The organism is Rubrilithobacter danxiaensis, from assembly GCF_047272945.1.
GTDB lineage: Bacteria > Bacteroidota > Bacteroidia > Sphingobacteriales > Sphingobacteriaceae > Rubrolithibacter > Rubrolithibacter danxiaensis.
Window position 1 is genome coordinate 188,659 of sequence record NZ_JBKOPS010000005.1, and the last position, 11,073, is coordinate 199,731.

At 37.9% G+C, this 11,073-nt stretch carries 11 protein-coding genes; 6 read left to right on the forward strand and 5 right to left on the reverse strand.

Going from position 1 to position 11,073, the window contains the following annotated elements:
* Positions 1-55: 55 nt before the first annotated feature.
* Both ACLCDL_RS08075 and ACLCDL_RS08080 read right to left on the reverse strand, forming a co-directional pair.
* Positions 56-2,341: an ATP-dependent helicase gene (locus tag ACLCDL_RS08075; protein ID WP_423147774.1), complete on the reverse strand. Its 2,286-nt coding sequence runs from the start codon at positions 2,339-2,341 to the stop codon at positions 56-58.
* Between the two features lie 90 nt (positions 2,342-2,431).
* Positions 2,432-3,880 (reverse strand): tetratricopeptide repeat protein, encoded by a 1,449-nt coding sequence (locus tag ACLCDL_RS08080; protein ID WP_423147775.1) that lies wholly within the window; start codon positions 3,878-3,880, stop codon positions 2,432-2,434.
* 75 nt (positions 3,881-3,955) lie between these two features.
* On the opposite strand from ACLCDL_RS08080, the gene ACLCDL_RS08085 reads away from it, so the two are divergent.
* From ACLCDL_RS08085 to ACLCDL_RS08100, 4 genes are all read left to right on the forward strand, one after another.
* On the forward strand, positions 3,956-4,099 hold the full coding sequence (locus ACLCDL_RS08085; protein ID WP_423147776.1) for a hypothetical protein: 144 nt from the start codon (positions 3,956-3,958) through the stop codon (positions 4,097-4,099).
* A 36-nt stretch (positions 4,100-4,135) separates the two neighbouring features.
* Positions 4,136-4,279: a hypothetical protein gene (locus ACLCDL_RS08090; protein ID WP_423147777.1), complete on the forward strand. Its 144-nt coding sequence runs from the start codon at positions 4,136-4,138 to the stop codon at positions 4,277-4,279.
* A 37-nt stretch (positions 4,280-4,316) separates the two neighbouring features.
* A complete protein-coding gene (locus ACLCDL_RS08095; protein ID WP_423147778.1) occupies positions 4,317-4,460 on the forward strand; it encodes a hypothetical protein in 144 nt (47 codons plus the stop codon).
* A gap of 214 nt (positions 4,461-4,674) precedes the next feature.
* Positions 4,675-6,045 (forward strand): dipeptidase, encoded by a 1,371-nt coding sequence (locus tag ACLCDL_RS08100; RefSeq protein WP_423147779.1) that lies wholly within the window; start codon positions 4,675-4,677, stop codon positions 6,043-6,045.
* Positions 6,046-6,075: 30 nt separating this feature from the next.
* Here ACLCDL_RS08100 and ACLCDL_RS08105 read toward each other — a convergent pair whose 3' ends face one another.
* Positions 6,076-7,173: a mandelate racemase/muconate lactonizing enzyme family protein gene (locus tag ACLCDL_RS08105; protein ID WP_423147780.1), complete on the reverse strand. Its 1,098-nt coding sequence runs from the start codon at positions 7,171-7,173 to the stop codon at positions 6,076-6,078.
* Between the two features lie 82 nt (positions 7,174-7,255).
* Between ACLCDL_RS08105 and ACLCDL_RS08110 the strand changes: the two genes are divergently transcribed.
* Together ACLCDL_RS08110 and ACLCDL_RS08115 are read left to right on the forward strand one after the other, a co-directional pair.
* A complete protein-coding gene (locus tag ACLCDL_RS08110) occupies positions 7,256-9,277 on the forward strand; it encodes a thioredoxin domain-containing protein (RefSeq protein ID WP_423147781.1) in 2,022 nt (673 codons plus the stop codon).
* A 68-nt stretch (positions 9,278-9,345) separates the two neighbouring features.
* Positions 9,346-9,843, forward strand: a complete 498-nt coding sequence (locus ACLCDL_RS08115; RefSeq protein WP_423147782.1) for an FKBP-type peptidyl-prolyl cis-trans isomerase — start codon at positions 9,346-9,348, stop codon at positions 9,841-9,843.
* 43 nt (positions 9,844-9,886) lie between these two features.
* On the opposite strand, the gene ACLCDL_RS08120 is transcribed toward ACLCDL_RS08115, so the two are convergent.
* On the reverse strand, positions 9,887-10,165 hold the full coding sequence (locus tag ACLCDL_RS08120) for a hypothetical protein (protein WP_423147783.1): 279 nt from the start codon (positions 10,163-10,165) through the stop codon (positions 9,887-9,889).
* An 86-nt stretch (positions 10,166-10,251) separates the two neighbouring features.
* Complete coding sequence (locus ACLCDL_RS08125; protein ID WP_423147784.1) at positions 10,252-10,563, reverse strand: hypothetical protein; 312 nt, start codon at positions 10,561-10,563, stop codon at positions 10,252-10,254.
* Positions 10,564-11,073 lie beyond the last annotated feature (510 nt).

Here is an 11,073-nt window from a genome sequence, read left to right on the forward strand (position 1 = left end):
TGGTACAACCTAAAAAGTAGTTTACTTTCTCCTTTCAGCTTTAACCTTTTCCCTTTTATTTCACTATCCTCAATTTAGCAAACTTCAGCAAAAGCTGTTTCTGCCCTATTTCTTTGAAGAAAATAGTTGCTTTTACATCCGGTTTGCTGCCTTCCATATTTAATACTTTTCCGAATCCGAAACGTTCGTGTTCCACTTCCATACCTACCTGTAATTTAGACGTATCTGATGGAGCAAATCCAGGGCTTGGAACATGTGCTTTCGGAAGGATGGACGTGGTTTTAGGCGCAGCAGCAGGTTTCGGTTTGCTGAAATAATCGGTTGAAGAAGACTTATTGCCTCCCCACGAACTTCGTTCATCATCAAAAAATGGATTTCCGGCTGACTTTGACTGAGGTTTAAAATCGAGTTCGAGGTATTTGGCATCTATCTCGTCAATAAACCGGCTTGGTTCACAGCTTGTTAATGTTCCCCAACGATAGCGGGAAGTAGCATACGTGAGTGTCAGTTTTTTCTCCGCACGGGTTATAGCAACATAAAACAGCCTTCTTTCCTCTTCCAGATCAGCCCGGGAGCTTAAAGACATTTGTGAAGGAAATAAGTTTTCTTCGAGACCTACTACAAAAACATTTTTAAATTCCAGGCCCTTTGCTGAATGTATTGTCATTAGCGAAACTGTATCTGCATCCGGATTTTTATCATTATCGTCGTTCGTAAGAAGCGCAACATCCTGCATAAATACATCCAACCCTCTTTCTTCAATATCTTCGCGTTCGCTGAATTCTTTTATTCCGTTAAGCAGCTCCTGTATATTCTCGTACCGGTTTAATCCTTCAACAGATTTGTCGTCATAAAGGTCTTTCAGCAATCCGGAGTGCTGTGCAATATGTAAAGCGGCATCGTAAGCAGAATGTGTTTTTGTCATTACCTGGAAACTTTGGATAAGTGTTGCAAAACCAGCAACAGCCGCCGAGCTTCTGCCATCCAGGTATTTATTTGCTTCCAGGATCACTTCCCAAAGGGTAATTTGGTTTTTATCAGCAGATATAATAATCCGTTCAATTGTAGTATCACCAATGCCACGGCGGGGATAGTTAATCACCCGTTTTAAGGCCTCTTCATCATTGGGATTAAAAGTAAGACGAAAATAAGCGATGAGGTCTTTTATTTCTTTGCGCTGATAGAAAGAAAGTCCGCCGTATATTTTATATGGAACATTGAGTTTCCGCAAAGCTTCTTCCATAGCCCTCGACTGGGCGTTAGTTCTATAGAGAATTACGAAATCAGCGTTTTTTAAGCCTTTTAATGCCCTTTCCTGCACAATGGCTTCAGCAACTGTTTTACCTTCCTCGTTATCGCTGTAAGCCCTGATTACCTTAATTTTATCGCCATTTTCATTTTCGGAATAAACGTTTTTCTTGAGCTGATTTTTATTGTTTGCAATAATGCTGTTTGCAACGTTTACTATATTTTGTGTAGAGCGATAATTCTGCTCCAGTTTAAAAACTTTTAGATCCGGGTAATCTTTTTCGAAATTCAGGATATTTTGAATGTTTGCCCCACGGAAAGCGTAAATACTCTGAGCGTCATCGCCAACTACACAAAGATTTTCAGTTATTGCGGCGAGTTTTTTCACGATGAGGTATTGCGAAAAGTTGGTATCCTGGTACTCATCTACCATCAGGTATTTAAACTTGTTCTGGTATTTGTAAAGCACATCCGGATGTTCTTTCAGCAGAACATTGGTTTTAAAAAGAAGGTCGTCGAAATCCATTGCTCCGGCCTTAAAACAGCGCTGAGTATAAATCTGGTATATTTCTCCGAGTTTGCCCCTGCCGCTCGAAAAGTCTTCCGCCTGGATATGGTCATTCTGCAAATATTCTGCCGCTGATATTAAATTATTCTTTGCGGATGAAATACGGTTATAAACAAAGTTGGCATTGTATAACTTGTCGTCGAGCTGCTGCTCTTTGAGGATGGCTCTCAACAGGCTTTTGCTATCATCGGTATCGTAAATAGTAAAGTTATTGGGGTAGCCTATTTTTTCTGCTTCAACCCGCAATATTTTTGCAAAAACAGAGTGGAACGTACCCATCCAGATATTTTTTGCTTCCGGGCCAACAACTTTTGTTATTCTTTCCCGCATTTCTTTTGCGGCCTTGTTGGTGAATGTTAATACGAGAATGTTAAACGGATCAATACCTTTTTTTATAAGGTGTGCTACCCGGTAGGTAATTACTCTTGTTTTGCCCGATCCTGCTCCCGCTACAATCATTACCGGCCCTTCGGTTTGCTCCACTGCTGCCCGTTGCGAAGGGTTTAATCCATGTAAATATTCCAAAATGATCCTTTATGTTAAAAACCCAAAATTAAAAAAATGGGAGAGAGATATCAGTTATTTTTCTAATTAATGGACTTATGGCTGTTCATATTAATCCACAGAAGATGAGAATCCCATTTTATTTTCATCATGAAGCGATTCGTTGATGTTAGTGATTTTGTCATCAACATCTTTCAAACATTTATCCATTTGCTGAATAAATTCATCATGCTCTATGAGTTGATCGTTTTCCAGTATCATGAGTCCTTTCATAGTAGCAACGGGCCCGCGTATCTGGTGCGACAAATGCCAGGAGTAATCCGAGAGTTTTTGGTTTTTGATCTTAAGGTCTTTGGTACGTTCGTCAATAATCTCTTCCAGGCGGTGGTTGATCCAGTCAAGCTCTTCCTTCTGCTGAGATATTTCGCTGTTTAATACAGTAAGTTGTTTATTGGTCCTGATCTTTCTTCTGTTGCTGTACACAAGTAAGCCAATAACCAGCAGCAGTAAAAATGAAACAAGTGTACTTGCCCAGAAAAGGATTAAATTATTCCGTTGTTTAGCGATGATAAGTTCATTCTCCCTTTCTTTTTGTAATTGCCGGAATTGTTCCTGTTGCAAGCCTAATCTGGCCGACACATTATTGTTAAAGTTCAGGCTATCCGTTTTATAAACTTGCTGCAGATAATAGAGTGCCTTTTCAAAGTTTTTTCGGGCACTTTCAAGTTCATAAGAAGTATAAATATAGTCTTGTTCTAATTTTGCATTTTTTACAAGCCTGGCGTAAGTCTGTCCCTCAGTTAACGTTTTTTCCGCTGCTTCAAATCTTTTCTCAGCAACAAACACAGAAGTTAATGTTAAATTGATACTTGCTATTGAACTATTAAGATCGTTTTCTTTGGCTTTTTGATTCGCTTGTAAAAGAAATCTTTCGGCTTTTTCTAATTGGTGGAGTTTATAATAAGCTACTCCCTGATTTTGAAGGCTATGAGTTATTCCAATAGGGTCATCTAACTTTTTGAAAAGAGAATCGCTATTTTCAAAGGTTTTTAATGCTTGGTTGAAATTCTTCTTCCTGGTTTGAATAATTCCGATATTTAAATAAGTACCAGCAATTAATTCGGTCATATTTAAATCTTGTGCAAGTGTTAAGGCTTCCTGATAGTATTTCAGGCCTTTATCATTATCAACATCCCGGTATAAATTTCCTATATTATTGTTAACCTTAGCTTCGCCTTTTTTATTCTTTGTAGATTTAAAATATTTAAGAGAGAGCAAGTAATCAGAAATAGCTTCCTCATTTTTATCCATATAATATTTCCCAATTCCCATTATTCGATATGCTTCTCCTATACCATTCGGATAATCTAATTTTTTAGCTATATGAAGTGATCTTTTACCATACTCAATGGTTTGTTCTGGGTCAGTTAATCTTATTTCATAACCAAGTTTGTTTAATTCGTCTACAGTCGAAAAGCTGTCTTTTTCATTTTGGGATTGTGAGAAAGAGTGAGAAGTAGTGAGAATTGTTAGAACAAATGCTAAGAAAAAGTATTTCATATATTTATTTTAAATGTAGGAATAATTAAAGAAAATTGAGATTTATAATTTAAAACTTATTTAAACTTTTAAAACATGAAAAAAATTGTAGCAATTCTGTTAGCAGCATTCACAGTAGGTATGGTATCCTGTAAGAAAGAAACAGAAGTAAAACCTTCAGCAGCGAAAACCCAAAAAATAATGGGTGGAGGCAAGCAAGATATGGGTGGTTGGGATTAATTAAATGATTTGTAAACGTATTAAAATTTAAGAGACATGAAAAAAGTTATAGCAGTTTTATTGGTAGCATTTACAATAGGTATGGTATCCTGTAAGAAAGAAGCAGAAGTAAAACCTTCAGCAGCGAAAACCCAAAAAATAATGGGTGGAGGCAAGCAAGATATGGGTGGTTGGGATTAGTTAAATGATTTGTAAAACGTATTAAAATTTAAGAGACATGAAAAAAGTTATAGCAGTTTTATTGGTAGCATTTACAGTAGGTATGGTATCCTGTAAGAAAGAAACAGAAGTAAAACCTTCAGCAGTGAAAACCCAAAAAGTAATGGGTGGAGGCAAACAAGATATGGGCGGCTGGGATTAACAATTAATCAGACAAATTCTAAACTTTGAAAAATATTCTATGAAAGAAAATTACCTGGTTTAAACGGATAAGATGCAATTAAAGCCTTTTATCCGTTTTCAACATCAAATACACCTTGTCTCAGCTAAAATAAAGAGGCCTCAACAGAAACTTTTTTTTGTAAAATTCCTTTCCTTGCATAAGGACTTATATTTGCAAAACATATCTGAAGATTATGCAAGAAATAAAGAAATATGTAGAAGAGAATAAGCACCGTTTTCTCGATGAATTATTTGATCTGTTACGTTTACCATCTGTAAGCGCTGATTCAAAATATAAAGACGATGTTTTAAAAACGGCTGATTTTGTTGCTGAAAAATTACGCCAGGCTGGTGCCGATAAGGTAGAAGTCTGCCCTACCAATGGTTATCCAATTGTTTACGGCGAAAAGATCATTGACGCTTCAAAGCCAACTGTGCTTGTGTATGGGCATTATGATGTTCAGCCGGCTGATCCCCTGGAGCTATGGCACACTCCTCCTTTTGAACCTACAGTACGGGATAATAAAATATTTGCAAGAGGCGCCTGCGATGATAAAGGACAGTTTTATATGCATGTAAAAGCATTTGAACTGATGATGAAAACACAAACGCTTTCATGCAATATCAAATTTATGATAGAAGGGGAAGAAGAGGTAGGATCATCAAATCTTGGAATTTTTGTACACGATAACAAGGAACGGTTAAAAGCGGATGTTGTATTGATTTCAGATACAGCTATGATCAGCCTGGAGCACCCTTCATTGGAAACAGGGCTACGGGGCTTATCGTATATCGAGGTGGAAGTAACCGGGCCAAATCGTGATTTACACTCAGGAGTATATGGTGGAGCTGTAGCTAATCCCGCAACAGTTTTATGTAAACTGATAGCATCCCTGCACGACGAAAATAATCATATTGCCATTCCGGGTTTTTACGATGACGTGCAGGCGTTAACCGAAAAAGACAGGGAAGAGCTTAATAAGGCACCTTTTGATGAAAAAGAGTATAAAGAAGACCTGGAAGTTGAAGAGTTATGGGGAGAGACAGGATACACAACGATAGAACGTACAGGAATCAGGCCCACCCTGGAAGTAAATGGTATTTGGGGCGGCTATACCGGAGAAGGAGCTAAAACTGTTTTACCTTCAAAAGCGAGCGCTAAAATCTCTATGCGCTTGGTTCCCAACCAAAATTCTGAGAAAATAACTCAACTATTTACTACACATTTTTTAAGCATTGCTCCTGATTCTGTGAAAGTAAAAGTCACACCGCATCACGGGGGTGAGCCGGTTGTTACACCGACAGACAGCGTGGCCTACATAGCAGCAGAAAAAGCCATCGAAGAATCTTTTGGTAAAAAGCCAATCCCGACAAGAGGCGGAGGAAGTATTCCTATTGTTTCCCTATTTGAAAAGGAGCTGGGCATCAAAACTGTATTGATGGGCTTTGGGCTGGATAGTGATAATCTTCATTCTCCGAATGAAAAATATGATATAGCTAATTTCTTAAAAGGGATAGAAACAATTCCGTTGTTTCATAAATACTTTGCAGAATTAAGCGAATAGGATTTAAACAGTCGGTTAGTGGTTTATAAGTTAAATAATCCATTTATCGCATTGTTTTAAGAAAGCCTCATCCGCATCCACTCCAATACCAGGGGCATCGGGAATTTCGAGCAAGAAGCCGTTGTATTCAACTCCGCCTGTCGCCGGATCTTCCAGGTGCCCCAGTAAGCAAGTGTCCAGATCAAAGAAGTGAATATTAGGGCAGGCATAGGCAAGATGTACTTTTGCGCTTAGGGCAATCCTGCTTTCCAGCATTCCGCCGATCATACAGGCAATTCCGGCATTGCTTGCTGTTTCATGTATTTTTAATGCTTCCGCTATTCCTCCCGATTTTGCAAGTTTTATATTGATATAGTCGCAGGAATTACTTTTAATGAGCTTTCTGGCGTCGTGATGATTGCAACAGCTTTCGTCAGCCATGATAGGAATTGGTGATAATATTTTTAACGCAGGAAGCAGGTCATCATAATGCACATGCATAGGCTGCTCGCAGAATTCAATGTTTTGACTTTCTAAAGATTGCAAAACAACTACTGCTTCGTCATACGTCCATCCCTGGTTGGCATCAATTCGTAACGGGATCTCACTACCAATTGCATTTCTAATGGCTTTGATTCTTTCTATATCTTCCTTTGGGTTTTTTCCGAGTTTTATTTTGAGTATTTCAGCGCCCTGGTTTTTAAGTCTTAAAGCTTTAGTTGCCATATCTGTTGCTGAGCTTAAGCCGATAGTTATATCTGTTTTTATTTTTCTTTTTGTACCATTTAATAATTGATAGAGCGGTTTTGCTTCTGCCTTTGCGGAAATATCAAATAAAGCCATATCAAAAGCACTTTTAATGGTTGTATTGTAAGCGATATAAAAATCAAGTTCCTGCAATCGTGATGCAATCTCCAAAGGATCTTTTCCCTTCCATAGTAATGCAAAATCTTTGGCAAGCGTAATACAGGTGTTCTGCATTTCTCCCGTAATCATAGGAAAGGCTGAACACTCTCCAACGCCATAAAATCCCTCATCCGTGTAAACACGAATGAAAATATTTTGAGCAAAATTCATCGTTCCGGTGGCAATTTCAAAAGGTTCCATTGCAATACTGAAACGGTAAATTTCGGTTTTAACAATTTTCATACATTCTATTTAGTATAAATTTAGATATTGGCTTCAAAACTGATACACTCCGACGCTGTTTACTTTTATATAGCATAGATTTATGGAAATCGTAACCAACAGGCTTATTAACGAAACTTCTCCTTACCTTCTTCAACATGCACATAATCCGGTCGACTGGTATCCATGGGGTGAAGATGCATTAAAAAAGGCAAAAAAGGAGAATAAGCTTATTTTGGTAAGCATAGGTTATTCTGCCTGTCACTGGTGTCATGTGATGGAACATGAAAGTTTCGAAGACCCTGCTGTGGCGAAGCTCATGAATGAGCATTTTGTTTGTATTAAAATAGACAGGGAAGAGAGGCCGGATATCGATCAGATTTATATGTATGCGGTTCAGTTAATGACTGGTTCCGGGGGCTGGCCTTTAAATTGTTTTTGTCTTCCCGATCAGCGCCCGATTTATGGAGGAACTTATTTCCGCAAAAACGACTGGATGAATCTTCTCGGCAATCTTTCTTCATTCTGGGCAGAAAAACCTGAAGAAGCAGTGGAATATGCTGTGCGGTTGACTGAAGGAATCCAGCAAAGTGAAACTATTGAATTTATCCCTGCATCTGCAGAATATACAAAAGAAGATCTTACCGCGGTTTTTGAACCATGGAAACGCTACTTTGATTTTAATGAAGGCGGCCATAACCGTGCTCCTAAATTTCCACTACCTAATAACTGGCAATTTATTTTGCGATATGCTCATTTGATGAAAGATGATACCGCTCATGTTATCACCCGGCTTACATTGCAAAAAATGGCTTTTGGCGGAATTTATGATCATATTGGAGGCGGGTTTGCCCGATATTCTGTAGATGGACACTGGCATGTTCCACATTTTGAAAAGATGCTGTATGATAATGCTCAGTTAATAAGCTTATATTCAGAAGCTTACCAGTACTGCCGGGATGAGCTGTATAAAGAGATAGTTTATCAATCTATCGACTGGGTGATACGGGAAATAGCTTCACCCGAAGGGGGCTTTTATTCGGCATTGGATGCGGATAGCGAAGGGGTAGAAGGGAAGTTTTATACGTTTACTAAAGAGGAGTTGAAAGACATCCTGGGTGAAAAGGAAAAAGTTTTCAGCACCTGTTTTAATGTTACGGAGGAAGGAAACTGGCCTGAAGAACACACAAATGTTCTGATCAGGAAATACGATGATGAAACAGTGGCAGAAACGTTAGGTATTGAAAAAGCCGAATTGAAAAAGATAATAGAGGAATGTAAGGCAGCGGTTTTTAGAGCCAGGGAACAGAGGGTGCACCCCGGCCTTGATAATAAAATTCTGGCCTCCTGGAACGGAATGATGCTTAAAGCATTTACAGATGCTTACCGTGTTTTTGATGAACCGGAATTTCTATCCTTCGCTATTGAAAATGCCAGGTTTATTTTAAAGTATCTTAAACAGGAAAATGGATCTTTAAAAAGGGTCTTTAAACCAGCGGATAGTTCCATAACAAATGAAGTGGCTTTTCTGGATGATTATGCATTTGTTATAGAAGCATTTATCAGCCTGTATGAAGTTACTTTTGAAGAATCGTGGCTGTATGAAGCTAAATCGCTGGCAGAATATGTAATTACTAATTTTGATGATCCCGAAACCGGGATGTTGTTCTACACATCATCGGCAGATGAACAGCTTATCGCCCGTAAACATGAAATTATGGATAACGTAATTCCCGGTTCAAATTCTGTAATGGCTAATAACCTTTTCAAACTCGGCCATTTTTTTGATGAGGACAAGTTTCTCAGAAGAGCCGATCAGATGCTCGTCAATGTATTTCCCCGGATAAAAACTTATGGTTCGGCTTATTCAAACTGGGCTAATCTTTTACTTAATAAAGTATTTGGTATTTATGAAATAGCCATAACAGGGCCACTGGCAGAAGAAAAACGTCGCGAATTAGAGCACTTTTACATTCCTGATAAAATTATCTTGGGAGGTTCGTCGGGAACATTACCTTTGCTGCAGGATAAATTTAGTAAAGACTCTAAAATTTTTGTTTGTAAAAACAGAACCTGCCAATTGCCAGTTACAGAAGTAAGTGAAGCATTAAAACAAATAGATTAAAGTAGATTTAGAGCAGGACTTTCTATACTCCTTTTTGACAAATCTGCGGAATAAATAATAGTAGAAGCATGAATATTCAACCAAACAGCGTTGTGGCGCTTACGTACGATTTGTACACCACAGAAAATGGAGAAGAAGTATTTGTTGAGCAGGCTACCCAGGAAAACCCTTTGGTGTTTTTATACGGAGTAGGCATGATGCTGCCTAAATTTGAGCAGAATCTGGATGGCTTATCTGCCGGTGATTCTTATGATTTTAAGCTATCTGCCGGTGATGCGTATGGCGAAAAAGATGAAAGTGCCATTGCAGAATTACCTTTGGATATGTTCCAGGAAATGGATGTCCCGCAGGTTGATTCTGTTCTTCCTTTGCAGGATAACCAGGGAAACCAGTTCAGGGCCAGGGTAACAGATGTTTCTGATTCGGCAGTTACGGTAGATCTAAATCATCCTATGGCCGGGCAGGATTTGCATTTTAAAGGAACTATTCTGGATGTTCGTGAAGCTACACAGGAAGAACTGGCACACGGGCATGCCCATGGTGTAGACGGCCATTCAGGTCATTAATATCATTTCAAAATAAAAAAGAGAGAGTCTTCAGGCTCTCTCTTTAATTGTGTTGTCTTTTTCTGTCATGCAGGCGTATATTGATTATATCGCCTACCTGTTCAAGTTTTTCAGAAGGCATATTGCCATCTAATTTCACCCAGCGGTTTTCGCCGTCTTTTTGAATGGTTGCCAGCTTGTAATCTTCCAGTAAAACGGCATATTGTTCTTTCTCCCGTATTACTTTCAGTTCACTGAATTCGCCTTTATTAAAAAGGTCAATATAGACGTTAAAACTGCTTTTGTTAGTGCTTTCTTCTCTTGCAAGCATATTCTTTCCCATATAAAAAATAACCTTTTTTCCTTGCCATTTGTTCTTGTTTAGACCAGGAAAAACGTTTTTTATTCAGGAAAAATAAAACGATTGAATTAATTGTTCTGAATGCGATATGGAGATGTGTGTAAAAACTCGGAAAGTGAAATTAAATCCTTATCAGAAACTTGTGAGCGGTATTTTTCAGTAGCCAGAAAACTTATGTCCGGGCTTACTATCGTACCATTTTTAGTTATATCTCCCGAAGGGATAGGTTCTTCGCTCTGTACGATGGAACTTACTATTCCAAAGGCAAAAGTAAATACTCCGGTGAGTACAAATAAAAGTGCCACGATAAAATGAAAATCACTTAATAATTTAATACTTATTACAAGGCATACGAAACCTATAAAAAAAGATTTTATCATGGTAAAAAAAGAATTATTGACAGGTTTACGGTTATACAATTGTAAGGTTACTGTATTTTTAATTATACTCCAACAAGCTTTAATAAAATGTACTGATATTCACGTATTTCGGTAATACTTGCACAGTTCTTTTCTTTATATTAAAGCGTAACTGATTGTGAATTGTTATTTTTTTCTTCTCTTAATATTTGTATTAAACAAAGCGAAAATGATATAACCCCACAGATAATAAATACGATTGTTAGTGATATTTCAAAGGAAAATAATGCTTTTAAAGCAATCAGGAAACTTAGGCAACCTACCGTAAACCATTTCATCTTTTCTTCTTCTATAACTGTAATGTCTGTTAAAATTTCCTTAGGTAGATGAGGTTTTTAAAGGGAAATATCAATAAATTTCTCAAAAGTGAGAAATTTATTGTGCAGTTATAGAAGAAGAAAAGATGAAATGGTTTACGGTAGGTTGCCTAAGTTTCCTGATTGCTTTAAAAGCATTATTTTCCTTTGAAAT

What these genes read in the sequence shown, in the direction of transcription:
- ACLCDL_RS08085 (WP_423147776.1), top strand. Translation starts at nt 3,956, where the DNA reads ATGAAAAAAATTGTAGCAATTCTGTTAGCAGCATTCACAGTAGGTATG.
- ACLCDL_RS08090 (WP_423147777.1), top strand. Translation starts at nt 4,136, where the DNA reads ATGAAAAAAGTTATAGCAGTTTTATTGGTAGCATTTACAATAGGTATG.
- ACLCDL_RS08125 (WP_423147784.1), bottom strand. Translation starts at nt 10,563, where the DNA reads ATGATAAAATCTTTTTTTATAGGTTTCGTATGCCTTGTAATAAGTATT.
- ACLCDL_RS08095 (WP_423147778.1), top strand. Translation starts at nt 4,317, where the DNA reads ATGAAAAAAGTTATAGCAGTTTTATTGGTAGCATTTACAGTAGGTATG.
- ACLCDL_RS08120 (WP_423147783.1), bottom strand. Translation starts at nt 10,165, where the DNA reads ATGGGAAAGAATATGCTTGCAAGAGAAGAAAGCACTAACAAAAGCAGT.
- ACLCDL_RS08100 (WP_423147779.1), top strand. Translation starts at nt 4,675, where the DNA reads ATGCAAGAAATAAAGAAATATGTAGAAGAGAATAAGCACCGTTTTCTC.
- ACLCDL_RS08080 (WP_423147775.1), bottom strand. Translation starts at nt 3,880, where the DNA reads ATGAAATACTTTTTCTTAGCATTTGTTCTAACAATTCTCACTACTTCT.
- ACLCDL_RS08110 (WP_423147781.1), top strand. Translation starts at nt 7,256, where the DNA reads ATGGAAATCGTAACCAACAGGCTTATTAACGAAACTTCTCCTTACCTT.
- ACLCDL_RS08105 (WP_423147780.1), bottom strand. Translation starts at nt 7,173, where the DNA reads ATGAAAATTGTTAAAACCGAAATTTACCGTTTCAGTATTGCAATGGAA.
- ACLCDL_RS08115 (WP_423147782.1), top strand. Translation starts at nt 9,346, where the DNA reads ATGAATATTCAACCAAACAGCGTTGTGGCGCTTACGTACGATTTGTAC.